This window comes from Salinivibrio sp. MA440, from assembly GCF_001996265.1.
GTDB classification, from domain to species: Bacteria; Pseudomonadota; Gammaproteobacteria; order Enterobacterales; family Vibrionaceae; genus Salinivibrio; species Salinivibrio costicola.
This window is the reverse complement of sequence record NZ_MUFI01000023.1, coordinates 1-24764: the sequence shown is the minus strand read 5'-3', so window position 1 is coordinate 24764 and position 24764 is coordinate 1. Positions and strand designations below refer to the sequence as shown.

The window sequence follows — 24764 nt, the reverse complement described above, 5'->3', positions numbered from 1 at the left end:
CATGATTATCACGCACCCTTACCGAGAGGTAAAGGTTAGCGATACTTTCTYGCCCTAAAGGCATGGATTTGTATCATCCAGAGGGGGTTAAATGCGGCGGATAACTTGGCGAGCCTGGCTTGGACAGGTATGCTTGCAGCGAATCAAAACAATAAGCTAGGTGTGCTATGTATCAACCTTTGTCGGTGTTTATTGGTCTGCGCTATTTGCGTGGCCGTTCAGCCGACCGCTTTGGGCGTTTTGTCTCGTCGATGTCTACCGCGGGGATCGCGATCGGTGTATTGGCGTTGATTACGGTGTCATCGGTGATGAATGGATTTGAAGCCCAACTCAAAGGCCGCATTTTAGGGGTGTTGCCCCATGCGATTATCGCCAATGGCCAGTTAGGATCGACACCATCGACCATAGAGCAGTGGCCGCATGTGGTCGATACCGCGCCGATAAAAACCACCGATGCGGTGATTCAAAGCCGTAATGGCCTCAGTGCCGGTTTACTTGAAGGGATTGATCCGAAGGCGACAGAGCCGCTGGCGTCCCACCTTTTGCAAGGTGAGATGTCGGCACTGCGTCCGGGACGCTATCAAGTGATGATAGGGCGCGCGATGGCATCTGAGTTGCAATTACGGGTCGGAGATTCGGTCCGAGTCATGGTCACCAGTGCTAGTCGTTTTACGCCCATCGGTCGGATCCCAGCGCAACGTTTATTTACCGTGGGTGGGATTTTTCATACTGGCACGGATGTCGATAATCAGTTGATGCTGGCCAACATTGAAGATGTCGCAAAACTGAGTGGTATTTCCCCAAACCAAGCGAACGACTTACGGTTATTTTTAGATGATCCATTTGCGATTACCCAGCTTAAACCCAAGGTCGATCCTGCCACCTGGACCGATTGGCGACGTTGGCGTGGTGAGCTCTTTCAAGCGGTGAAAATGGAAAAAAACATGATGAGTTTGATGCTGAGTCTGATCATTGTGGTGGCGGCATTTAACATCATTTCCGCGCTGATTATGGTGGTGATGGAAAAACAATCCGAGGTCGCGATTTTAAAAACACTGGGCATGAAAGATAGAGACATTGTGGCTGTCTTTATCGCGCAAGGCAGTTTAAGTGGTCTGGTTGGTGCTGCCATTGGGGGCGTGCTTGGTGTATTGATTGCATCATACATCAACGAAATCATGGCGATATTCGGCGTGAGTCTATTGGGTAACGGCTTAGCGTTGCCTGTGGTTGTTAATCCGTTTCAAGTTGCCATGATACTCGGCTTAGCCGTTGTGCTAAGCGTGTTGGCAACCTTATTCCCTGCATTTAAAGCAGCATCTGTTCACCCTGCTGAGGCACTGCGTTATGAGTAAATCTTTGTTGTCCTGCCACCGTGTCAGTAAAACCTATCAAGAAGGTGGGCAATCAACCTGTGTGTTAAACCAGGTGTCAATGACAATAGCCCCGGGCGAGCTGGTGGCGATTGTGGGGTCATCCGGCTCGGGGAAAAGTACGCTATTGCACACGCTTGGCACGCTTGATGCGCCGAGCGAGGGCGATGTTTGGATTGAGGATGCATTGGTGAGTGCGATGTCGGCGGCACAACAGGCGACACTGCGCAATCAAACCTTAGGATTTGTTTATCAGTTTCATCATTTGTTGGCCGACTTCACCGCGCTCGAAAACGTGATGATGCCTTTGCTGATCAACAAAGTCAGTCACAAAGCGGCAGCCAAACAAGCCACTGCGATTTTGAACGCGGTTGGGGTTGGGCATCGACTCAAGCATCGCCCCTCGGAGTTATCGGGGGGTGAGCGCCAACGCGTGGCGATTGCACGCGCCTTAGTCAATGAGCCGAAGTTGGTATTGGCCGACGAACCGACAGGCAATTTGGATCACGCCACGGCGTTAGAGATCTACGATTTGATGCGACAACTGAATGCGAAACATGGCACGGCGTTTTTAGTGGTCACTCATGATAGTGAGTTGGCAGCAAAACTGGATCGCCAAGTGATGATGCAAGATGGCCACTTGGTTGTGCAGGAGGCATCATGAAACCGTTATCGTTGGCGATAGGCCGGCGCTTTAGTCGTGCTCGGCAGCGAAATCGCTTGGTCTCCTTTATTTCTCTTTCCTCGGTCATTGGTATCGCGGTGGGCGTCATGGTGATCATTGTGGGTTTATCGGCCATGAACGGGTTTGAGCGAGAGTTGAATCAACGCGTGCTGTCGGTGGTGCCTCATGGGCAGGTGTTTGGTGTCAATGGTCCGATTGAAAACTGGCAACAGGTGCAAGCGCAAAGTGAACGGCACCCACAGGTGCAAGCGGCGGCGCCTTATGTCGAGCTTACGGCATTGATGGAACATGGCACTCGCTTACAGCCCGCACAAATTCGCGCGGTGGATCCCACCTCAGAGCGCACGGTTAGCCGGATTGGTGATTATATCGATGGTGGATGGGAAAGTTTGCCAGCGGGGCAGTCTCGCCTTGTCTTAGGGCAAGGCATTGCTTCTCAGCTCGGTGTTAGCAAGGGTGACTGGATCACGGTCATGGTGCCGGCGACAGACAGTAGCCTTAACCTACGGGCACCGAAACGGGTGCGAATGCAGGTTGCTGGCCTGTTGCAGTTAGGCGGACAAATCGACCATTCGCTGGCATTAATGCGTCTCCAAGATGCCCAAGCTCTGATGGGAATGGATGAGGCGGTGACCGGCGTCTCGCTTAAGGTTTCGCCGGTACTCGACGCGCGAAAAATCGTACAAGAAGTAGGGCAAACCTTATCTACTTATGTGTACTTAAAAGATTGGACGGGCGATTTCGGATATTTATATCGCGATATCCAGTTGGTCAGAGCCATTATGTATTTGGTGATGGTGCTGGTGATTGGCGTGGCGTGTTTCAATGTGGTGTCAACCTTGATGATGTCGGTAAAAGATAGAGCCGCGGACATTGCAATTTTACGCACAATGGGCGCGAATGATCGCCTGATTCGACGCATATTTATCTGGTACGGATTGTTCTCTGGGGCGTTAGGCAGCGCAATTGGCAGTGTGTTGGGCGTGGCGATTGCCAGTCATCTCACCGCGATCTTGTCTCAGATTGAGGCTTGGGTCGGGCATCGCTTTTTGTCAGGTGATGTGTATTTTGTCAATTTTCTCCCCAGTGAGTTACATGCCACTGACGTGGTACTTGTCAGTATCACGGCGATACTTCTGAGCTTACTGGCGGCTTGGTACCCAGCACGTCGTGCTTGCCAGCTTCAACCCGCTGCAGTGCTCAGTGCCAAATAGCGTGAATACCAGATAGCTTTAATACAAAATAGCCTGCATAAAAGACAGCGACAAAAAGAGCCCGTTACGACGGGCTCTTTTTGATCTGTCTCGCTCAAGGGTGTTAACGATTGTATAACGACCAACAGCTATTCCATCTCACTCGCACCTTATCGGACTCACTCTTGCGCAAGATGCACCGAGCGCTACGCTACGTGCTCACTAAGATGACGGTTTGGTCGGCTTTGGGAGTACTTGTTTGATTTTCTTAGGCAAGCGAAGTTTGCGCTTTTGCCAGCTTCTCACCACCGAGTAGCGCCATATACCGCGCACACTGAAATAACCAATCACCGCGAAGACGAGCCCGCTAGTGATACACCCTAATAAAAAAGGTGGGCCAATATGGCTCATTTGCTCGGCAAGGTAATGCCATGAAAGCTCAAAGTGAAAGGGGATAGGTGCCGTATTCAGCATCCAGGTCCCGAGTTTGTAAGCGAGATAAAACATCACCGGCATGGTGATTGGATTGCTTACCCACACCAAAGCCACGGCTAGTGGCAGATTCACGCCGAACATAATGGCCAGCCCTGCGGCCATGATCATTTGGCTAGGAAGCGGGACAAATGCCATAAACAGCCCCACCGCAAAGGCCCCTGATGCCGAGCGCCGGTTAAGGCACCACAGATTGGGATCCTGCAACAGGCTACCAAATACGCGTAGCGCCTTATTGTCGCGCAACGCCTCCCGCTTTGGCATATAGCGTTGAAAAAACTTCTTGGGCATACCTGTTTACATTACCTGGAAATTACGCGATGAAGCTAACCTTTACGATAACCGCGGCACTGACTTTGCTATCACTACCATGGTGGCCGGTATTACCGCCGTTTTGGGTCTGCTCCATTACCTGTATTGTCTTTATTTTCGGGGTGAAAACACGTTGGTGGTGGCTTGCAGGGAGCGCGCTGGGGCTCACTTGGGCTGTATTATCCGCAAACCTGTATCAAGCCAACGTGATCCACATCATTTCAAACCAAAAGGATACTACAATCACCGGCACTGTGGGCACCCTTTTTAGCGATAAAGCCGGCGCGCAAGCGATTATTTTTGATGTCGATAAAATTAATCAATGGAGATTGGCGCCTTTTCGTTCAGCGCGTGTACGTGTGTACTGGCAATCGGCGCCTTTTCCTAAGCAGGGCGAGCGTTGGCAACTGACTGTACGGCTTAAGCCACCGTATGGCCGACTCAATGAAACCGGCTTTGATGCGGAAAAATATTATGTGGCTCGGCGAATACACGCCAAAGCCAGTTTAAAACAGGCTACACAATTAACCGATACCATTACTTGGCGTCAGCAGCTGCTTGATACCTTAACGCCGACTTTATCACCACTTCGGTTTGGCCCTCACCTTTTAGCATTGAGTTTGGGCGAGCGATCGTGGCTGACTGCCGCCCATTGGGACACATTGACACAAAGTGGTTTGGCCCACTTGATGGCGATTTCAGGGTTACACATTGGCTTGGCTTATGGCATGGGGTGGCAACTTGGCCGTTGGGCGCGTGTTTGGCTGCCAGAGCAGCGTTTATTTACATGGTTGCCGCTCTATGTGGCACTCGGTGTCGCGATAGTCTATGCCGCACTAGCGGGATTTGCACTGCCAACCCAACGGGCATTGATTGCGCTGTTATTGGTGTCGGTGGCAAAGCGTCTTGGTGCCAGCGTCTCACCGCTTAATCTTTTGCAACTCACCGTGTTATTGGTACTTGCGCGTGATCCGTTAGCCGGCTTCTCGGTCAGCTTTTGGTTATCATTTTCGGCGGTCGGTGCCTTATGTCTTGCGCATTATGGCTTTTCGCGCTCATCCGGTTGGGGACAAGCGCCCCGGCGCTGGCACTGGCTGCGGCCGTTGAAGCAGCTGTTGGTCGTCCAACTGGTACTGTTGATTGGTATGTTACCGCTGCAACTCAGTTTTTTTTCTGGAGTGAGTGCGGCGGCAACGCCTATTAATCTGGTTGCGGTCCCGTGGGTGGGAATGATAACGGTACCGTTAGTTTTTATGGCCCTTTTTTTGTCAACGACTGGATTAGGGGGCGTGTTATGTTGGCAGTGGGCCAATATCAGTCTGATCCCGGTGATGGCACTGGCTGAAAATGCCTCAGCGAGTTGGTTGACTGTACCGGTGGCATCAATCGGATGGGCGTTTACTGTGATAGCGTTAGCGATAGGGTTGTATGGTTGGCGGTGCCATCGATGCAGCGGCTTGGTCATTGTGTTTATCGTCGCGTTAATCACCTGGCGCGCGCCGAAAGCGGTGAACTGGCAAGTGGATGTGTTGGATGTTGGCCATGGTCTTGCGGTGTTGGTGAGTAAAAATGGAAAGGCCATCCTTTATGATACTGGCAATCGTTGGCAAGTGGGCGGCATTGCACAGGCGGTCATCGCGCCTATTTTAGAAAGTCGACACATTGCGCGCCTGGACGGTCTTATTCTCAGCCATGGCGACAGTGATCACGATGGCGGTGCCGATTTTATCGTCGCTCAATATTCACCGCGTTGGCGCCGTGCCAGTGAGGTACGCTCTGGCTATCAAACGTGTGTGGCAGGGCAGCGCTGGCAGTGGCAAGGATTAGACTTCGCCGCCTTATGGCCGCCAGAAGCAACGGCACCTGCAGACAATAATGACTCTTGCGTCATACGCATCTCTGACGGGGAATACAGCGTGTTACTGACCGGAGACATTGAGAGAAAGGGAGAAGCAAATTTGCTTGCATCCTTGGGCGATCAAACGCAGCTGGACAGCGATATTATGCTGGTGCCGCACCATGGCAGTCGTTCTTCTTCTTCGCCTTCTTTTATTGGTGCGGTGAATCCTTCTTGGGCGGTGGCATCGACGGGGTTACTCAATCCTTGGCGGTTGCCCGCGCAACAAGTACGGGCCGCCTATGAGCACGCCGATGTGACGTGGTTAGATACCGCAGCCAATGGTCAGGTTCGTTGGCAGCGTGTCGACACGGGTTGGCAGTTAACGCGTTGGCGCCAAGATCGTCGTGCGGCTTGGTATCGTCAGATGTTTAAACGTCGGCCAGTAAATTTGGACGCAGACCGGTAAAAGAGTAGAATGCCGGTCTGTTTTACCCATCAAAACGATTTTAATGAGCGAATATCAAGATAAAACGACCTGGCAGACGTTTAAGCAACTCTGGCCCTATATTGCTAATTACAAACTAGGGTTAATCGTTGCCATTGTCGCCTTGGTAATGAACGCCGCCAGTGACACCCTGATGCTTTCCATGCTCGGCCCACTGCTTGATCAAGGCTTTTCTTACGATGACGTTGAGGGCGATTTCCTTAAATGGATGCCACTTTACCTCGTGATATTAATGTTGGTGCGTGGCTTATCAAGCTTTGTCTCTGCTTATTGCTTATCTTGGGTGTCGGGTAATGTGGTAATGACCATGCGCCGTCGCATGTTTAATCATTTTATGAAAATGCCCGTGAGCTTTTTTGACCAAGAGTCGTCAGGGGCGCTGTTGTCGCGTATTACCTATGACTCCGAACAAGTGGCGTCCGCAACCAGTAGCGCATTAGTGAGCTTGGTGAGAGAGGGTGCATCGATTCTCGGCTTGATGATCTTAATGTTTTGGTCAAGCTGGCAGTTATCGGCCATTCTCTTGGTTATTGCGCCGGTTGTCGCGATTTCCATTCAAGTGGTCTCTAAGCGCTTCCGCCGTATTTCGTCGAATATGCAAGATGCAATGGGCTCGGTCACCAGCTCCGCGGAGCAAATGCTCAAAGGCCATAAAGTGGTCTTAAGCTATGGTGGCCAAGACGTCGAGAAAAAACGGTTTGAAAAAGTCAGTAACCGCATGCGTCAGCAAACCATGAAGCTGGTTTCGGCCCAGGCGATTGCCAACCCTGTGATTCAGCTTATCGCGTCAATGGCGCTGGTGGTGGTGTTGATTTTGGCCAACACCGAGGCGATTCGCTCTGAGCTGACCGCAGGGACCTTTGCGGTAGTGTTTGGTGCCATGTTTGGTCTGATGCGGCCACTGAAGTCGTTAACCAATGTGACGTCGCAATTTCAGCGCGGGATGGCAGCGTGTCATAGCTTGTTTAAATTAATGGAGCTTGAGACCGAGAAAGATACTGGCACCCATAAGGCCGAGCAGATTAACGGCGACATTAAAGTTGAAGACGTGGTCTTTACCTATCCATCACGAGAAGCGCCGGCACTGAATCATGTGAGTTTTGAGGTGCCCGCGGGGAAAACGCTGGCACTGGTGGGGCGGTCAGGCTCAGGAAAAAGTACCATTGCCAACCTTTTGACTCGTTTTTACGAGATAGACAGTGGCTCAATTACCTTAGATGGGATGCCGATTGAGCAATATACGTTGAGTAATCTGCGTCAACAGGTTGCGGTGGTGTCGCAGAATGTCCACCTGTTCAACGATACGGTGGCTAACAATATAGCCTATGCTGCGGCCGATCAATATAGCCGTGAGCAAATTGAGCATGCCGCTAAGTTGGCCTACGCAGACGACTTTATTCGCGGTATGGATGAGGGCTACGACACCATGATTGGTGAAAATGGCGTGAGCTTGTCGGGTGGGCAGCGTCAGCGTATCGCCATTGCCCGCGCGCTGTTACGTAATGCGCCTGTTTTAATCCTGGATGAAGCAACCTCGGCCCTGGATACAGAGTCAGAGCGCGCGATTCAAGCTGCTTTGGATGAGCTGCAAAAAGATCGCACTGTACTGGTGATTGCTCACCGTTTATCTACCATTGAAGATGCCGATCAAATTTTGGTGGTGGATGAAGGTGAGATTGTTGAGCGAGGTAGCCATCAAGCATTGCTCGCACACAACGGTGCCTACGCCCAACTCCATCGTATTCAGTTTGGTGACTAGGTATGTTGGATCAACTTTGGTTTGGCCATCAAGGATCCCTTTGGACGGCGCTATTACGGCCGTTTAGTGCTTTATTTGGTTTGGTTGCTCGTCATCGGCGCCGCCAATATTTGCGCGGAAGAGCGCCTTGTTATCGTGCGCCCGTTCCTGTGGTGGTTGTCGGTAATATCATGGTGGGGGGGAACGGTAAAACGCCCTTCGTGATCTGGCTAGTGGAGCAACTGAAAGCGCAAGGCTATCGTCCAGGTGTGGTCTCCCGTGGATATGGCGGAAAATCAGACCAATACCCGTTACTGTTGACGCAAACGACATCGCCGAGAGCCGCCGGTGATGAGCCGGTGTTAATCGCTCGCCGCACCCAAGTGCCAGTGTGCGTTGACCCTGACCGCAGTGAAGCAGTGAAGCGCTTATTGCAAGAGGGCGTCGATATCGTGGTGACGGACGATGGCATGCAGCATTACCGTTTAGACCGTGATCTTGAAATCGTGATCATTGATGGTCAGCGCCGCTTTGGTAATGGTCATTACTTACCCCTTGGACCCTTACGTGAATCGGTCGATCGCCTCGACAGTGTCGACATGCTGATTAATAACGGCGGCACCACCCAAGGGCAAGAGTGGCCTATGCATTTGGTGGCCGGGCAAGCCACGAACCTTCGAACCGGTCAGGCTTGCCCTGCATCTATGTTACCGGGTGTGGTTGCCGTGGCAGGGATTGGTCATCCGCCGCGCTTTTTTGCCACGTTGCAACAAATGGGCGTGACGCCTCTGTACAGCCAAGGGATCAATGATCACCAAACCCTCAGCGCTGAGGAACTGGACAGGCTGGCAAAGAAGGGGCAACATTTACTCATGACCGAAAAAGACGCGGTAAAATACCAAGGCATCGCACAAGATAACTGGTGGTATTTGCCGGTAGAAGCGAGTTTGCCGGAGGCTGCGGCCCAGGCTTTACTCGCCAAGATCGAACGTTTGACCAAAAACGCGAACAAATAAAAAAGGAACGCTATGGATCACCGCCTGCTTGAAATCGTGGCCTGCCCATCATGCCAGGGCAAATTGTTTTATAACCGAGATAATAACGAGCTGATTTGTAAATTCGATCGGGTTGCTTATCCTATTGTCGATGGAATTCCGGTACTGCTAGCGTCGGAAGCGCGCGATTTATCCTTGGAAGAGGTGCAAGGATGAGTCCGTTTTATGTGGTGATCCCAGCACGGTTTGGTTCAAGCCGTCTGCCAGGAAAGCCATTGGCTGAGATCGCTGGCAAACCGATGATCCAACATGTGTATGAGCGCGCGCAAGCCGCAGGGGCCAGTAAGGTCATTGTTGCAACAGACGACAAACGCATTGAGACTGCGGTACGTGACTTTGGCGGCGACGTATGCCTAACACGTGCTGACCATGAGTCAGGGACTGAACGCTTGGCGGAAGTGGTGGCACAATACGGTTTTGCTGATGATGACATCATTGTCAACGTGCAAGGCGATGAGCCTTTAATTCCGTCTGCAGTGATTGGGCAAGTGGCGGCGAATTTGAATCAGTACCCGCAAGCCCCGATGGCGACCTTAGCCGTTGCGATTGATGACAGTGAGCAAGTATTCAACCCGAACGTGGTCAAGGTCGTCACGGATCAGCAAGGGTTTGCGTTGTATTTCAGTCGCGCCACGATTCCCTGGGATCGTACTCATTTCGAGGCTGAATCTCCCGATATTCCAGACGCTTTACTCCGTCATGTTGGCATTTATGGCTACCGTGCGGGGTTTATTAGTCGCTATATTCATTGGACGCCAAGTCCGTTGGAAAAGATTGAGTCGCTTGAGCAGCTCAGAGTGCTTTGGCATGGTGAAAAAATTCATGTTGCGGTTGCCGCCGAAACGCCACCGCATGGGGTCGATACCCAGGCTGATCTTGAGGCGGTACGTGCGCATATCGCCGCCAATGGTGCAAGCGAGTGACGTTAACAGCCATCAGGTCGTAATCTCCTCGCTTGTCATGGCAATAAACGATAAAAAAGCCGCGAATGTTATCGCGGCTTTTTTCTTTTTTACCCGTTACCTTTTCTTGTTATCCGTTGTCTCTTCGCTGTTACTTGGATGCCGGCTGTGCGATCAAATCACGAAGGCGTTGCCAGGCTTGACCGAGCCGCTCGTGCCAATAGCGCTCAAATTGCTCCAAGTATTGGGCGCGAGGGCTGTATTTAATCCATGGCTGTTTGATCTCTTTTTGCGCCATGAAGTTGGTCGGTGCAGGGATGGGATTAAGGCCTGCGCTTTGAAACTCATACACCGCGCGCTCCATATGTGCGGCTGATGTAACTAACACCAGATTACGGCTCCCCACCACAGACGCTGCTTGATACGCCTCCTCCCAGGTATCTTTGGCTGTTTCCAGTAACAAGATACTGTTTTTGTTGACCCCCAGCGCCATCGCGACACGTGCCAACATGCGGGCGTGGCTCACCTCATAGCCGTGGTCATAGCCCGATAATATTAGTTTGGATGTCGGATACATCCGGTGAATTCGGATCCCTTCGGTCAGACGCATGAGCGCTGCACGCGAGAGTTCAGACGTTGGTGGTAATGCGTCATCTACCACATGACTGTTTCCAAGTACCATTACAAAGTCCACCGGTTTCTCTGTCGGGAGAAAAGCGGTGTATTGACGCTCAAGAGGGCGAAGTAACCCAGAGGCGACCGGTTGAAACGCAGTGAGAAAAATCCCAGCAAACGCGATGAAAATAACAAAAGATGCCAGCCTTTTACGCTGAGAGAACCAAAGCAGGCATAGCCCGAAAAGACCCAAGAGCAACAGCGCGGGCAAGGGCATTATCAAGGTTGAGATAAGTTTTTTTAATTCAAACATGCAATGTCGCCCGAAATATAGTCAAACGAGGCACAAATAATGCCATAAACCTTTATTAACGTAAGGCTTGTGACAGAATAAGCCTTCATACCACTCAATGATAACGAATGCCATTGTGACTGAGGATAAAAATTTCGACGACATCGCCCACAAATTTGTTAAAAACATTTATGGATCGGGCAAAGGCGAAATCCGTCAAGCGGTAATTTGGCACGACATCGAGCAGATGTTGCAGTGCTTTCCGCCGGATCAACCACTCCATATTTTGGATGCGGGTGGCGGCGTTGCACCGATTTCACAACCGCTGGCCGCTCGAGGTCACAGGGTCACTTTGTGTGATCTTTCTTCACAAATGCTCGAGTTGGCGCGTCAGGAGATTGAACAACAGGGCTTACTTGCGCAGTATCAGCTGGTCCACTCCTCGGTGCAGTCCATTGGTCAGCATTTGGCGTCACCCCCGGATGTGATTTTATTTCACGCGGTATTGGAGTGGGTCGCCGCTCCTGAACAAGTGCTAAAAGATTTGCTCAGCCATTTACGGCCGGGTGGCGTCGCATCCGTGATGTTTTATAACCAAACCGGATTGCTGTTTAAAAACCTCGTATGTGGCAACTTAACCCATGTTGAACAGGGAATGCCGCACCGTAAACGGTTTAAACTGCAACCGCCCAAAGGGTTGCAGCCAGACAGTGTCTATCAATGGATGCAAGACAGTGGCATTAGCCTCAAAGGTAAAACCGGGGTGCGCACGTTTCATGACTACATGCGCGATACCAATATTGGTGATTTTACCTTTGAGCAGGTGCTGGCGTTGGAGCAGCAACTTTGCCGCCAAGAGCCGTTTGTGTCTCTAGGGCGATATATTCATGTATGGGGACAACATAATGCCTCCAGCCATCAAGATGAAAACAAGGACAACCGATGAGTGATCAGGCTCAGTCTTCTCAGCATGGAGAAGGCGACGCTCAGACCGTACCGGAATTGGTCAGTTGGGTTAAACACAATAACTTTGCACTTCAGCTGCCGCCCGAGCGTTTGGCATTTTTGCTGGCAATGGCGGTGATGAGCCAAGAGCGCTTAGACGATGAACTGAACGAACATGAATTAGTCGATGTTTTTCGGCTAGTGAGTGAACAGTTTATGGATGACGAGGGTGGCAGCGTCGGCAACATCGCTTTTCGTGCCAACAATGCTATCAATGAAATGGTGCAAGCGCGCTTATTAAGCCGTTTTACCAGTGAAATGACCGAGGGCGATAGCATTTATCGTCTGACGCCGCTCGCCCTGGGCATTGCGGATTATTATGCGCGCCACCGTGAATACTCGACGTTAAAGTTGTCTGTACAGCTTTCAATGGTCGCGGATGAAATCGCTAAGGCACGCGGTGCGGCAGAGGAAGATGGCGATGCCGCCTTTTGGCGTCACAATGTGTATGGGATATTAAAATACTCGGTAGCCGATATCTTTGACCGTATCGATCTTAACCAGCGGGTGATGGATGAGCAGCAACAGCAAGTCAAAGACGATATTGCCGCCTTACTTACCCAAGACTGGCAAGCCGCTATCGCTAACTGTGAGCACTTGTTAAATGAAACATCCAATACGTTGCAAGAGCTGCAAGAAACGCTGCAAGCGGCGGGAGATGAGTTACAAAGCCAACTGTTAGAGATCCAGGAAGTGGTGCGGCAACGCGACGAGCTCGAGTTTGTCGATGCCATGGTTTATCGACTGCAGATGAAACTGGATCGGATCGTGAACTGGGGTCAGCAAGCGATTGATTTATGGATAGGTTACGATCGCCATGTGCATAAATTTATTCGAACAGCGATTGATATGGATAAAAACCGTGCGTTTAGTCAGCGCCTGCGTCAATCGGTCTCGGACTATTTGGATGCGCCGTGGTTTTTGACCTATGCGGATGCCGAGCGTTTACGCGACACCCGTGATGAAGCCTTGGTGTTACGTGATGATGAAGTCACCGGCGATATGCCAGAAGAAGTGACGTTTGAGCAGTTGGCTGTGGTTGATGACACCTTGTCACAGAAAGTTTCACAGATGCTCAACCGTCACCGAGAAACCGGACAAGCGATCGATCTCGGTCGTGTTCTTAAAGACTACTTAGCCGAGCACCCCCAAGCTCGCCATTTTGATCTCGCGCGCTTAGTGATTAATCAAGCGGTTCGGATGGGCTATTCCCAATCTGATCTTAACGCGATCCAGCCTGATTGGCAGGCGATTAACGACTTTGGAGCGAAGGTACAAGCGAATGTCATCGATAAATACTGAACAGCCAATGCCAGAGGAACTGGCCAAAGCCATTGCTAACCCTTTATTTCCGGCGTTGGATAGTGCATTACGCGCTGGCCGCCATGTTGCCAGTGACGATTTAGATAACCACGCCTTGTTGATTGAATTTGAGCAAGCGTTAAATATTTTTTATCAGCGCTATAACGCTGAGTTAGTGCGTGCGCCAGAAGGCTTTTTCTATCTGCGTCCGCGTTCTACCAGCCTTATCCGCCGCAGTGTCTTGTCGGAGCTTGATATGCTGGTCGGCAAAGTGCTGTGCTTTTTGTATTTGAGCCCAGAGCGCTTAGCCCAAGAAGGGATCTTCACCACGCAAGAATTGTTCGACGAGCTGATGGCATTGGCCGACGAGAAAAAACTGATGAAGCTGGTCACCCACCGTGCCACAGGCTCCGATCTCGACCGCGAGAAGCTGTTTGATAAGGTGAAAACCTCGCTGCGTCGCCTGCGTCGTTTGGGAATGATCTTGCCGATTGGTGAGGGCAATAAGTTTCGCGTTAGTGAAGCCACCTTCCGCTTTGGCGCCGATGTGCGCACGGGCGATGATCCGCAAGAAGCGCAGTTACGCTTAATCCGAGATGGCGAAGCTGTGGTCCATAGCCAAGAACATATTCAATCTAGCTTGCTTGATGATGCGTTTGATCAGGAAGCTGAGACGTCCGCAACACAACACACGGAGGAGCCGACAGCATGAGCCAGCGCGGTAAGTATCAATCACTCACCATGGTGAACTGGAACGGCTTTTTTGCGCGGACCTTTGATATCGATTCACTGGTCACCACGTTATCAGGTGGCAATGGCGCCGGTAAATCAACCACAATGGCGGCTTTTATTACTTCATTGATCCCCGATCAAACCTTACTGCACTTTCGCAATACCACGGAAGCAGGCAGCTCGAGTGCATCTCGGGACAAAGGTTTGCACGGTAAATTGCAACCAGGCGCCTGTTATGCGGCATTAGACGTGGTGAACTCGCGTCAACAGCGCGTGTTATTTGGCGTACGCCTACAGCAAGTCGCCGGTCGAGATAAGAAAGTCGATATCAAGCCATTTATCTTGCAAGGGTTACCGTCCTCAGTCTCACCTACTGATGTCTTGGTTGAAACCTTAAATAACGGCCAAGCGCGAGTGCGTCAGTTAAACGAAGTGAAAGACGCGGCCGGTGCGTATGAAACCGCGCATTTTAAAGCGTTTAGTTCGGTCACTGACTATCATGCGCAAATGTTTGAATTTGGGGTGTTACCTAAAAAGCTGCGTACGCAACAAGATCGTGGCAAATTCTACCGTCTGATCGAAGCGTCTTTGTATGGCGGTATTTCCAGTGCCATTACTAAGTCACTTCGTGAGTACTTATTGCCACAAAATGGCGGGGTTAAAAAAGCTTTCCAAGACATGGAAGTGGCGCTAAAAGAAAACCGTATGACGCTGGAGGCGATTAAAGTTACCCAGCGCGATCGGGATTTGTTTAAGCACCTGATCACCGAGGCGACCCATTATGTGGCTTCAGATTACATGCGCCATGCTAACGAACGTCGTACCAAGCTCGAACAGGCTTTGTCTTTGCGGGCTGAATTAAACGCCGCGCAGCAAACCTTGCAGCAAAAACAGCAGCACGCTGAGGCCATGCGTGCCGAATTAAGTGAGTTGGAAGCCGGACAAGATCATCTTGAGCAAGACCATCAAGCCGCGGCGGACCACTTACAACTGGTGCAATCGGCGATGCGTCAGCAAGAAAAAATCCAGCGTTATGAAGAAGACTTGCTTGAATTATCTGAGCGACTGGAAGAGCAAATCATGGTGGTGGAAGAAGCCACGGAACAGCTCACCGAGGCCGAGTTACGGGCGGCACAAAGCGAAGAAGAAGTCGATAGCCTGAAAACGCAACTGGCGGACTATCAGCAAGCGCTAAATACTCAGCAAACGCGATCTTTGCAATATCAGCAAGCTGTAACGGCGCTTGAAACAGCCAGACGTCTCACCGACGATGACGCCTTAACCGTAGATGAGGTAGGGGCCTGCTTGCAAAGGCTCAAAACCGAAGAATCAGAGCAAACGGATCGCGTCTTGTCGCTTAAACACAAGCGGGATCTGGCATCGGCAACGGCCAATCAGTTTGCGCAAGGATTAAGCTTATTACAACGCATTGACCCGTCAGTGGCCCGGTCCGAGGCAGGAGAAAAAGCCAAGTATTGGGTAGAGCAGGGGCGCACCCGTCGCTATCTCGCCGACAGCCTCTCACAACGCCAATATGAACATCGCGAATTAACCCAACGTGTTGAGCAGCAGCAAAAGGCTAGCCACCTGGTGTTAGACTATCAGGCGTTAACCGGGGAGCGCCTGGCTGATAGTGATGCCGTGGAGCAAGCTGTTGCCTTGCAACAAGAAAAACGAGAGACCTTACAGCAAGAAAAAGAGGCTCAAGCCGAGCGGCTGCGCGAGTTGTCACGTACCGAGGCAGCGATTGATGCGGACATTCGCGAGCTTGAAGGCAAAGCGCCCCGTTGGTTTGCCGCCAATGAGGCGTTGACCAAACTCGAAACCCAGACCGAGCAAACCTTGGCGGATAGCCAAGCGGTGATGGACGCCATGCATGCCACACATGAGTCAGTGCGTCAGCAGACCCATCATCAAGAGCAGCTTGCCCGCCAAAAAGCCGAGATAGAGCGGGCGATTGAACAGCTGGCGCAACCTGGTGGCAGTGAAGATTCGCAATTACAAGGACTGGCAGAGACGCTTGGCGGAACCCTGCTCTCTGAGATTTACGACGATATTACCTTAGAAGATGCCCCGTATTTTAGCGCTCTGTATGGTCCAGCGCGTCATGCGATTGTGGTGCCGGATCTGAAAGGCGTAAAGGAGAAGCTGGCTTCGCTTGACGCGTGCCCAGATGATCTTTACATCATTGAAGGCGATGCGGACGCATTTGATGATCGCGTGTTTGATGCTCAAGAGCTGGGCGGTGCGGTATGTGTGCACCTGAATGATCGGCAAATGCGCTATTCACGCTTCCCAGAGACCCCGCTATTTGGCCGTGCGGCTCGTGAGCATCGGCTTGAGCAGCTCAGAGCACAACGTGATGCACTGGTAGAAGATTACGCGAAGGCCTCGTTTGATGTGCAAAAGTGGCAGCGTTTATCGCAAGCGTTTAGCCAATTTATTGCGGAGCACCTAACCGTTGCCTTTACTCCCGATCCCGAGCAAGCGATAGCGCGCTGCCGTGAAAAACGCGTGCAAACCCAGCGTGCGATAACTGAGAGTAAACAGACGCTGACGCAGCATGAGGCTGAGGTTTCACGTTGTCAGCAAGCCCTGCAATGCCTTGATAAGCTGCGTTACTGTGCCGACGCCCTAGCAGAATCCGAACTTGATGTTCGCTTGCAAACCGCGAATGACAACCTGCACGCGGCGAAACAGGCCAAAACGTTTATCCAGCAGCATGGAGAGACGTTGGCGTCCCTAGAAGGATACTTGGCCACATTGGAGAGTGATCCTGAGCAGTTTGATAAGTTGGAGCAAGCCTATCAAGAAGCGGATGAAGCCTTACAAGCGATTAAGCAACAGCTATTTGCCGTCGCCGACTTAGCGGAGCGCCGTCCTCATTTTGCCTATCAAGATGCGGCAGAGATGCTGACGCAAAGCAGTGAGTTAAACGAGCAACTGAAGGCCAAACTAAAAGACGCAGAGCAAGTTCGCCAACGTGAGCGTGATGCGCTAAAGCAGGTACAGGGGCAAAATAGCCAGTATCAGCAGCTGCTCGCGTCGCTTAAAAGTGCCCATCAGTCCAAGCAAGAGACGTTGAACGAGTTTAAACGTGAATTTGCCGAGTTAGGTGTACAAGCGGACGAAGAAGCTTTGATGCGCGCGCAGCATCGTCGCGATACCTTGTATGAGCACATGCACCAAGCGCGACAGCGACATAGTGAGCTGTCACGCGGGATCACCTCGTTAGAGATGGAAACCAAGTCGCTGACCAAAGAGCTGCGTAAATCGCTCAAGCAGTATAAAGAACTGCGTCAGTTTGTGGTCAATGCCAAAGCAGGCTGGTGCAGTGTATTACGGATTGCGCGTGATAACGGCGTTGAAAAGCAACTGAACCGCCGAGAAATGGCGTATATGTCTGCCGAGGAATTGCGCTCACTGTCGGATAAGTCGTTGGGTGCCTTGCGCCTTGCCGTGGCCGATAATGAAATTTTGCGTGATGCTTTACGCGCGTCAGAAGATATCGGTCGGCCTGAGCGTAAAGTGTTGTTTTACGTTGCGGTTTATCAACATCTGCGCGAGCGGATCCGCCACGACATTATTCGCACCGACGATCCGGTTGAAGCGATTGAAGAGATGGAAGTGGAGCTTGCGCGCCTGACCGAAGAACTCACGCAGCGTGAGCAGCGGTTAGCGATCAGCTCAGAGTCGGTCGCCAATATCATTCGTAAAACGATTCAGCGTGAACAAAACCGGATCCGCATGCTCAACCAAGGGTTGCAAAGTGTCGGGTTTGGTCAGGTTAAAGGCGTGCGTCTCAATGTCTCGATTCGTGACACCCATGCGCAGCTACTGATGGGCTTGGCCGAGCATGCCGATCAACACCAAGACTTGTTCGGCAATCCAAACCTGACCTTCTCAGAAGCGATGGCGAAGTTGTTCCAACGCCTGAATCCGCATATCGACATGGGGCAGCGTTCACCACAGACCTTAGGCGAAGAGTTGTTAGATTATCGCAATTTCCTCGAATTAGGCATTGAGGTGAATCGTGGTACCGACGGCTGGCTGAAAGCGGAATCCGGTGCGTTGTCGACAGGGGAGGCCATTGGTACCGGCCAGGCCATTTTGCTGATGGTAATTCAAAGCTGGGAAGAGGAATCACGGCGGTTACGCGGTAAAGACGTGATCCCATGTCGCTTGCTGTTCCTCGACGAGGCCGCCCGTTTGGATGCTAAATCGATCTCGACCTTGTTTGAGTTGTGTCATCGTTTGGATATGCAGCTGTTGATTGCCGCACCGGAAAACATCAGCCCAGAGCAAGGCACCACCTATAAATTAGTGCGCAAGATCTTTAACGATCGTGAGCATGTGCATGTGGTTGGCTTACGCGGTTTTGGTGAGGAGAAGCGTCAAGCGCTTGCGCAAGAGCCAGTGTCATTGGCGTAGGTGAAACAAGCCCCGGTAGTCGGTTGGGATAGGCGCCCGATGCTACCGGGCGCTTGTCACATTCGATGCCAAATTTGCCCCAGGTGTCGGAGGCGCGCGTTGGCTTGGGTATGCACGACTAACACCGCACTGGCGCTTGCCAGACTTACACGCACTTTAACGTCTGTGGGGCCATCGGCGCGGATGACACAAAGCGTTAATATTGTGGATTACTCGTTCCCACGCTCCTGCGTGGGAATGCATACAATGACAAAATTTATACATCGATGGTGCCATTGGCGTAGGTGACACAAGCCCCAGCACGATGATGGATAGGTGCACATTGCCAACGGGCGCCAGTTGCACTGCGCCTGTCACGATCGGCGCCAATTTTAACACCGGCGCCAACTTTGACCTGAATGTCCGNGGAATGCATACAATGACAAAATTTATACATCGATGGTGCCATTGGCGTAGGTGACACAAGCCCCAGCACGATGATGGATAGGTGCACATTGCCAACGGGCGCCAGTTGCACTGCGCCTGTCACGATCGGCGCCAATTTTAACACCGGCGCCAACTTTGACCTGAATGTCCGATGGCGCCGTGCAACGGGCGCGCGGCGCAAATCACACCAAGCTTGCACGAGCGAGAAGGCGCTTATGCCGACCTAAGCCTGATTTATACATCGGTGGTGCCATTGGCGACGATGACTCAAGGCGTTAATATTTAACCTCGATGGTGCCATTGGCGTTGGTGACACAAGCCCCGGTAAGATGTTGGATAAGTGCACATTGTCAACGGGCGCGCAGCGCAAATCACACCAAGCTTGCGCGATCGAGAAGGCGCTTATGCCGACCTACGCCTGGTTTATATATCGGTGGTGCCATTGGCTACGATTACTCGTTCCCACGCTCCTGCGTGGGAATGCATACAATGACAAAATTTATACATCGATGGTGCCATTGGCGTAGGTGACACAAGCCCCAGCACGATGATGGATAGGTGCACATTGCCAACGGGCGCCAGTTGCACTGCGCCTGTCACGATCGGCGCCAATTTTAACACCGGCGCCAACTTTGACCTGAATGTCCGNGGAATGCATACAATGACAAAATTTATACATCGATGGTGCCATTGGCGTAGGTGACACAAGCCCCAGCACGATGATGGATAGGTGCACATTGCCAACGGGCGCCAGTTGCACTGCGCCTGTCACGATCGGCGCCAATTTTAACACCGGCGCCAACTTTGACCTGAATGTCCGATGGCGCCGTGCAACGGGCGCGCGGCGGAAATCACACCAAGCTTGTACGATCGAGAAGACGCTTATGCCAAACTACACGTATTTTAACGTCTGTGGGGCCATCGGCGAGGATGACACAAAGCGTTAATATTGTGAGATATATTATTCGGTTTTGAAATGTCCGATGGTATCCGCCAATCGCGCAGAACGTTGGCTTAAGCCGGTGACGGTTTCTGCCGTGTCATGCGTACGTTGCGAGACAGTCTCTGCTGATTGTGCAATGTCTGTGATGCTTTCGCTAATCTCCGTTGTGACTTGGGTTTGCTGCTGTGTGGCATTGGCTATGTGTGAGGTCATTTGATTAATTTCGGTGACCATGTTGGCAATATCCACCAAGGCGGCGTTGTTTTGCTGACAGTGGTTCACACAAACTTCCACGGTTTGGCTGGTGGTATCCATATCCGCCACCGCCGATTGGGTCTCTTGGCGCAGTGCGGCAATTTTATCGCGAATACTTTCGGTGGAGTCCTGGGTGCGAGAGGCAAGGGTACGTACTTCTTCAGCGACCACGCTGAATCCACGGCCTTGTTCGCCGGCACGGGCGGCCTCGATAGCAGCATTCAATGCCAACAAGTTTGTTTGCTCGGCAATCGCTTGGATCACATCGAGCACGGTGCCAATTTCCTCACTTTGCTGCGATAAGCGGCTCATGGTCGCCGTGGCGGCGTCCATACTCGATGACAACGTGCGGATCTGTTCCACCAGATCGTCACCAATTTGCGAGCCTTTATTCACCGCTTGGGTGATATCGTCTGACGCGGTTGAGGCTTGATCGGCGTATTGCGCGACATCCGTGACCGATGTAGCCATTTCCGTCGCCGCTGAGGCCACTTGATGGGTATGCTTGACCTGGTCGGTAACGCGATCGTGCATGGTGACTACGTCTTGGTTAATATCGTTAGCGGCTTGCCCAAGTAATCCAGATGCTTGATGCGCTTCTTGGATCACGGTATGGAAGCTGGTAAACATCTGATTGAGCGAACGGCCGAGCAGCGCCATTTCATCTTTACCTTTATCCGGCAGCCGTTGAGTTAAATCCTTGTCTTCGGCGATCGTCTTAATCCGTGTGGTCACCGCAATCATGGGTTTAGCAATATTGCCACCCAGTACATAACCAATCAGTATCGCGACACCCACCAGAACCAGCGATGTGAGCACGGTGGCGTTTAAAATAGTGTCTTTCATGGTCGTCACTTGGGCAAGCGCTTCTTGTTGACTAATTTGATTCACCAACGCCCAGCGCTTTCCAAATACATCAATCGGCGCATAAGCGGTATAAACGGTTTGGTTGCGGTAGCTTTTTTCTTCCCCCGTGCCTGTTTGGCCCGCGAGCGCCTGGGCCACACTTGGAGAATCGATTGGCATTTGTCCAGCCGCAGTGTCAGTGAAGTCGATGCGGTTAATCAAACCGGGTTTTACGCCATTGGTGCGCAACAAATTCAAATAGGCCGATTTATCTTCTTGTAACGCGCGTGCCTCGGTACGGAGAACCTTGTCTGGCCCCACCATAAACATTTCGCCCGTCTCACCAAATCCGGCAGATTGCCAGTGCCCTTGGCCACTTATGACACCGCTTAATCGTGCGATGGGCAGTTTAAAGATCAGCACCCCTTGGGTTCCGCCGTTTTCAACAATAGGGGTAGCGATAAATGAAGCTGGCTCGTCATAGCTGGGAAAATAAGGGCGATAATCAACAAAACTAATGTCGCCTGCTTGCGCGTCGATAGCCTCTAAAAACGCATCTCCCATCCCGCTGGTGGCGTAGGGACCGGCAAACAAACTGGTGCCAAAATCGATTTCTTTCGCCACCGAATAAACGATACGACCGTTCGCATCTGCTAATAAAATATCTTGGTAGCCAAAGGTTTCGGCAAAACGGTGATAGTTGGGATGGTACTGGGTGTGAACGTTATCGTAGGTTGATCCGTCATTAGTGGTAACTAACTTGTCTTTCTCGCCCAAAGGGTGCGGGCTACCACTGATGTAAAATTGTTGCAGTGTACGTGTGGCGGGGGCGAGCGCGGCGAGGTTGGAACGAGCGTTGGCATTCGTATCGTTAAGCGCCTGGTAGGCATCACCAAAGGTGTCGGTATAGTAATCCTGCAGGGCGCGGCGTGACGCGCGGTCGGTCCGTACTTCACGGCTGTAGCGTAAATAGGCCTGACTAAATGCGTTAACGGCATTTTCAGTCATGGTTGAATCGGCCATTGATGTCAACTGTTGACCGATAAATGAAAAATAACTGCTTAGCTCTGATTGTTTAGCTTCACGGACTGCTTTGAGCTGGCTAATGGCTTGATCTTGCATCTGGTCGCCAAACAATGCAGTGGTGCGATTGGCGAGCACTGCTGCGGTGGCGAGAATACAGATAACACAGGCGGAGATGATTGCCGCAGATACCTTTGTGCGAACTTTCATACTACTAAACTCCTGAACGTCGTGACGACGGTATCAAATGAGGGCACCGTAACGGTGCATGGTGAAGAGGGTGGGGCTTATTCAACAGGCCAACAGCATGCTCAAATGGTCAGATCACACTCGAGCATGGCGACACTATGGTATTGGCCGAACTTTTCACCGACCTCGTTAAGTTGGCCAACCTGCTGAAAGCCAAAACGACGATGAAGCGCCAGTGAAGAGGGGTTGGGGAGTGTGATCAGCGAGTAAGCACGGCGAAGATCTTGCTCTCGCATCCCCTCGAGCAAAGTGCGCATCAATTGTGAGCCGATACCGCGACCGCCGGCATCAGGCGCGGCGTAAATCGTGATCTCTGAGGCGATATGAAAAGCCTGTTTAGCGTTGAACGGCGTGTTATAAGCAAACCCAACGATTTGTTGATCTTGCTCTGCCACCCAAGCTTGATAGCGGGAGGACGGATCAAATTGCGCAAACCAATGTTCACGCTCTTGCTTTTGCCAGGGGGCTAAATCGAACGTGATCGCAGTGTGGGTGATGTAATAGTTATAAATGGTATTGATCGCGTCACAATCACGCAACTCCATGCGTCGAATAAGCATTTTCGCTTCCTTTTTGCTTTTTTGCGGCGCATAAGATACCGAAGTTCGTCCCATTCGCCAAGTATTGATGACAAATTGCTCATCTTTCGTTCAAACGCGTGGTACGCAAAAAATCAAAAATTGAGAGAAAACAAACTATCTCGTTATATTAATAAAAAAGGGATTGTGACGTGAAATTGATCGGACTAGCATGAGATCTTCACTTCTCGGCATATAAGGACGCGTTTTGTCAGAGTTTAAAGCGACATCCATTTCTCCGGTCGGCCCGTTTTTCTCGCCTATGGTGCAGGGATACTGGCGATTAGATGATTGGCAGATGACCCCGCAGCAGCGGCTCAGTTTTCTCAAATCCCATATTGATTTGGGAATTACAACGGTTGATCATGCTGATATCTATGGAGACTATCGCTGTGAAACCTTGTTTGGACAAGCGGTAAAATTGGATCCGAGTGTGAGAAAATCGATCCAAGTTGTCTCCAAGTGCGACATTAAGTTGGTCAGCGAGGCGGCCCCTAATCGTAAAATTAATCATTATGACACCAGCTATCATCATATCCTGGAGTCGGTGGATCATTCACTGAAGCGTTTAGGGGTGGAAAAGCTCGACGTGTTATTGTTGCATCGCCCTGATGCATTGATGGACGCGGATGAAGTGGCAGAGGCGTTTACAACGCTTCGCTATCACGGAAAAGTCGCGCACTTCGGGGTATCAAACTTTACGCCGTCACAATTTGATTTATTGCAATCTCGTTGGGACGAATCGCTCGTCACCAACCAGGTTGAAATCAACCCGCTACGTTTTGATGTGATCCACGATGGCACGCTTGATCAGCTTCAGCGTCTTCAGGTAAAACCGATGGCGTGGTCGTGCCTTGCCGGCGGCGAATTATTGACGGGAGAGTCACAACAAGCTGTCCGTGTGCGCGAAACGCTTAGCGCTATTGGTGAGGAGTTAGGCGGCGCGAGTATCGATCAAGTGATTTATGCTTGGGTGATGCGCCATCCATCGAAACCATTACCCATTATAGGCTCGGGGAACATTGAGCGAGTGAAAGCCGCTAAACAGGCTTATGATCTTAAATTAACGCGTGAGCAGTGGTATCGCATATGGGTCGCTTCGAAAGGGCATAACGTGCCTTAGAGCGAAGGTGTTGGTCATTCGTGCGAAGGTGTTGGTCATTCGTGCGAAGGCGTTGATCAAGGGAAAAATCAACAGACGGTACGTGGTGCCGTCTTTTTATTTTCCGATGAGCAATGGCGACAAAAAGCGTTCAATCCATGGCTTTTCTGGCGCCTTGCTGGCAGGTTGACCGGTGGAGACGTCCTGTTTACCCGCCGGTAGCTGCTATTTTTTAGCCTGAGACATGGAGTGATGCGAGGTAAGCGCAGACACCTCTAGCATCGGTGCGGCATCAATATCGTCTGCATTCATCATTGATGAGATACGTTGGACAGAAGACAGGAGCAGAGATTGTTCCCATTCTTCTAGGTTTTGAAAGCGTGAGATAAAGTTCTCCTGCAGTGGCTTAGGGGCTTGCTCCAATGCCGCTTCCCCTTGTTCGGTCAGGTGTGCGTGCACTTTACGCTTATCAAGCTCGCTCCGGACACGCAAAATCAGCCCACGCTTTTCTAAGCGGTCCAAAATGGTGGTTGCTGTGGCCTGGCTCATGTTGGTATGGACAGATAACTTACGAATTGTCACTTGACCAAGCTCTTTAATCGCACGCATCAGTACCAATTGGGGGCCAGTGATCCCCGATACTTTGTTAAGCTTTCGTGAATGCAAATCGATTGCGCGTATAATTTGCCGCAATGCGACCAGTACTTCTTCGTGTTTTTCCATTACCTCACCTCCACCAGAAAAAATTGCCCCCGAAACTTACAATACCCGCGGTTGTAGTGCAAAGACATCGAGAGAAAAATCGATGATTTATGTTTGTTTCAACGAGAAAATAATCGACGTGCTTTCAGTCTATTATAACCATTAGAG

Annotated in this window: 20 protein-coding genes; 15 read left to right on the top strand and 5 right to left on the bottom strand. The window is 51.3% G+C overall.

The annotated features are described in order from the left end of the window. The first annotated feature begins 167 nt into the window (after positions 1-167). From BZG80_RS08815 to lolE, 3 genes are read left to right on the top strand one after another with little or no spacing between them, the layout of a single operon-like run. A complete protein-coding gene (locus BZG80_RS08815; protein ID WP_077679155.1) occupies positions 168-1355 on the top strand; it encodes a lipoprotein-releasing ABC transporter permease subunit in 1188 nt (395 codons plus the stop codon). Next, positions 1348-2037 (top strand): lipoprotein-releasing ABC transporter ATP-binding protein LolD, encoded by a 690-nt coding sequence (gene lolD, locus BZG80_RS08810; RefSeq protein ID WP_077679154.1) that lies wholly within the window; start codon positions 1348-1350, stop codon positions 2035-2037. The genes BZG80_RS08815 and lolD overlap by 8 nt, the downstream gene beginning before the upstream one ends. Further along, positions 2031-3272 (top strand): lipoprotein-releasing ABC transporter permease subunit LolE, encoded by a 1242-nt coding sequence (lolE, locus tag BZG80_RS08805; RefSeq protein ID WP_077679153.1) that lies wholly within the window; start codon positions 2031-2033, stop codon positions 3270-3272. Before lolD ends, lolE begins: the two co-directional genes overlap by 7 nt. A 201-nt stretch (positions 3273-3473) precedes the next feature. Here lolE and BZG80_RS08800 read toward each other — a convergent pair whose 3' ends face one another. Then, complete coding sequence (locus BZG80_RS08800) at positions 3474-4034, bottom strand: DUF2062 domain-containing protein (RefSeq protein ID WP_021022813.1); 561 nt, start codon at positions 4032-4034, stop codon at positions 3474-3476. A 29-nt stretch (positions 4035-4063) separates the two neighbouring features. Here BZG80_RS08800 and BZG80_RS08795 point away from each other — a divergent pair, with 29 nt between their 5' ends. The 5 genes from BZG80_RS08795 to kdsB are packed head-to-tail and all read left to right on the top strand — an operon-like array spanning position 4064 to position 10116. Further along, a complete protein-coding gene (locus BZG80_RS08795) occupies positions 4064-6361 on the top strand; it encodes a DNA internalization-related competence protein ComEC/Rec2 (RefSeq protein WP_077679152.1) in 2298 nt (765 codons plus the stop codon). Positions 6362-6404: 43 nt separating this feature from the next. Continuing rightward, on the top strand, positions 6405-8159 hold the full coding sequence (gene msbA, locus BZG80_RS08790; protein WP_077679151.1) for a lipid A ABC transporter ATP-binding protein/permease MsbA: 1755 nt from the start codon (positions 6405-6407) through the stop codon (positions 8157-8159). A 2-nt stretch (positions 8160-8161) separates the two neighbouring features. Then, positions 8162-9154 carry a tetraacyldisaccharide 4'-kinase gene (lpxK, locus tag BZG80_RS08785; protein ID WP_077679150.1) on the top strand — a complete coding sequence of 331 codons (993 nt, stop codon included), beginning with the start codon at positions 8162-8164 and terminating at the stop codon, positions 9152-9154. 12 nt (positions 9155-9166) lie between these two features. Further along, positions 9167-9349, top strand: coding sequence for a Trm112 family protein (locus tag BZG80_RS08780; protein ID WP_077460625.1), 183 nt, complete (start codon positions 9167-9169; stop codon positions 9347-9349). Beyond that, entirely contained in the window at positions 9346-10116 is a 771-nt protein-coding gene (kdsB, locus tag BZG80_RS08775) for a 3-deoxy-manno-octulosonate cytidylyltransferase (RefSeq protein WP_077460624.1), read from the top strand. The genes BZG80_RS08780 and kdsB overlap by 4 nt, the downstream gene beginning before the upstream one ends. Before the next feature lie 130 nt (positions 10117-10246). Here kdsB and elyC read toward each other — a convergent pair whose 3' ends face one another. Next, on the bottom strand, positions 10247-11023 hold the full coding sequence (gene elyC / locus BZG80_RS08770) for an envelope biogenesis factor ElyC (protein ID WP_021022808.1): 777 nt from the start codon (positions 11021-11023) through the stop codon (positions 10247-10249). 115 nt (positions 11024-11138) lie between these two features. Between elyC and cmoM the strand changes: the two genes are divergently transcribed. From cmoM to BZG80_RS16225, 5 genes are all read left to right on the top strand, one after another. After that, positions 11139-11948, top strand: a complete 810-nt coding sequence (gene cmoM / locus BZG80_RS08765) for a tRNA uridine 5-oxyacetic acid(34) methyltransferase CmoM (RefSeq protein WP_077679161.1) — start codon at positions 11139-11141, stop codon at positions 11946-11948. Then, positions 11945-13309, top strand: coding sequence for a chromosome partition protein MukF (gene mukF, locus BZG80_RS08760; RefSeq protein WP_077577019.1), 1365 nt, complete (start codon positions 11945-11947; stop codon positions 13307-13309). Before cmoM ends, mukF begins: the two co-directional genes overlap by 4 nt. Continuing rightward, complete coding sequence (gene mukE, locus BZG80_RS08755; RefSeq protein ID WP_021022806.1) at positions 13290-14021, top strand: chromosome partition protein MukE; 732 nt, start codon at positions 13290-13292, stop codon at positions 14019-14021. Before mukF ends, mukE begins: the two co-directional genes overlap by 20 nt. Beyond that, the gene (gene mukB / locus BZG80_RS08750) at positions 14018-18472 is read left to right on the top strand and encodes a chromosome partition protein MukB (protein WP_077679149.1); all 4455 of its coding nucleotides are present in this window, start codon (positions 14018-14020) and stop codon (positions 18470-18472) included. The genes mukE and mukB overlap by 4 nt, the downstream gene beginning before the upstream one ends. Positions 18473-19049: 577 nt before the next feature. Next, on the top strand, positions 19050-19184 hold the full coding sequence (locus BZG80_RS16225) for a hypothetical protein (protein WP_274533709.1): 135 nt from the start codon (positions 19050-19052) through the stop codon (positions 19182-19184). A 675-nt stretch (positions 19185-19859) separates the two neighbouring features. Here BZG80_RS16225 and BZG80_RS08735 read toward each other — a convergent pair. Then, positions 19860-22175, bottom strand: coding sequence for a methyl-accepting chemotaxis protein (locus tag BZG80_RS08735; protein WP_077679147.1), 2316 nt, complete (start codon positions 22173-22175; stop codon positions 19860-19862). A gap of 101 nt (positions 22176-22276) precedes the next feature. After that, positions 22277-22774 (bottom strand): GNAT family N-acetyltransferase, encoded by a 498-nt coding sequence (locus tag BZG80_RS08730; RefSeq protein ID WP_077679146.1) that lies wholly within the window; start codon positions 22772-22774, stop codon positions 22277-22279. Positions 22775-23054: 280 nt separating this feature from the next. On the opposite strand from BZG80_RS08730, the gene BZG80_RS08725 reads away from it, so the two are divergent. Both BZG80_RS08725 and BZG80_RS15895 read left to right on the top strand, forming a co-directional pair. Next, positions 23055-23915, top strand: coding sequence for an aldo/keto reductase (locus BZG80_RS08725; protein WP_051109700.1), 861 nt, complete (start codon positions 23055-23057; stop codon positions 23913-23915). 7 nt (positions 23916-23922) lie between these two features. Next, on the top strand, positions 23923-24084 hold the full coding sequence (locus BZG80_RS15895; RefSeq protein WP_158011538.1) for a hypothetical protein: 162 nt from the start codon (positions 23923-23925) through the stop codon (positions 24082-24084). A 35-nt stretch (positions 24085-24119) separates the two neighbouring features. Here BZG80_RS15895 and BZG80_RS08720 read toward each other — a convergent pair whose 3' ends face one another. Beyond that, positions 24120-24617: a MarR family winged helix-turn-helix transcriptional regulator gene (locus BZG80_RS08720; RefSeq protein WP_021023622.1), complete on the bottom strand. Its 498-nt coding sequence runs from the start codon at positions 24615-24617 to the stop codon at positions 24120-24122. Positions 24618-24764: the final 147 nt, after the last annotated feature.

Coding starts and splice junctions, on each gene's coding strand:
- BZG80_RS08735 (WP_077679147.1), bottom strand. CDS start 22,175: ATGAAAGTTCGCACAAAGGTATCTGCGGCAATCATCTCCGCCTGTGTT.
- lpxK (WP_077679150.1), top strand. CDS start 8,162: ATGTTGGATCAACTTTGGTTTGGCCATCAAGGATCCCTTTGGACGGCG.
- kdsB (WP_077460624.1), top strand. CDS start 9,346: ATGAGTCCGTTTTATGTGGTGATCCCAGCACGGTTTGGTTCAAGCCGT.
- BZG80_RS08780 (WP_077460625.1), top strand. CDS start 9,167: ATGGATCACCGCCTGCTTGAAATCGTGGCCTGCCCATCATGCCAGGGC.
- mukE (WP_021022806.1), top strand. CDS start 13,290: ATGTCATCGATAAATACTGAACAGCCAATGCCAGAGGAACTGGCCAAA.
- mukF (WP_077577019.1), top strand. CDS start 11,945: ATGAGTGATCAGGCTCAGTCTTCTCAGCATGGAGAAGGCGACGCTCAG.
- BZG80_RS08720 (WP_021023622.1), bottom strand. CDS start 24,617: ATGGAAAAACACGAAGAAGTACTGGTCGCATTGCGGCAAATTATACGC.
- BZG80_RS08800 (WP_021022813.1), bottom strand. CDS start 4,034: ATGCCCAAGAAGTTTTTTCAACGCTATATGCCAAAGCGGGAGGCGTTG.
- elyC (WP_021022808.1), bottom strand. CDS start 11,023: ATGTTTGAATTAAAAAAACTTATCTCAACCTTGATAATGCCCTTGCCC.
- mukB (WP_077679149.1), top strand. CDS start 14,018: ATGAGCCAGCGCGGTAAGTATCAATCACTCACCATGGTGAACTGGAAC.
- BZG80_RS16225 (WP_274533709.1), top strand. CDS start 19,050: ATGGCGCCGTGCAACGGGCGCGCGGCGCAAATCACACCAAGCTTGCAC.
- BZG80_RS08725 (WP_051109700.1), top strand. CDS start 23,055: ATGGTGCAGGGATACTGGCGATTAGATGATTGGCAGATGACCCCGCAG.
- lolD (WP_077679154.1), top strand. CDS start 1,348: ATGAGTAAATCTTTGTTGTCCTGCCACCGTGTCAGTAAAACCTATCAA.
- BZG80_RS08815 (WP_077679155.1), top strand. CDS start 168: ATGTATCAACCTTTGTCGGTGTTTATTGGTCTGCGCTATTTGCGTGGC.
- BZG80_RS08730 (WP_077679146.1), bottom strand. CDS start 22,774: ATGCTTATTCGACGCATGGAGTTGCGTGATTGTGACGCGATCAATACC.
- BZG80_RS08795 (WP_077679152.1), top strand. CDS start 4,064: ATGAAGCTAACCTTTACGATAACCGCGGCACTGACTTTGCTATCACTA.
- msbA (WP_077679151.1), top strand. CDS start 6,405: ATGAGCGAATATCAAGATAAAACGACCTGGCAGACGTTTAAGCAACTC.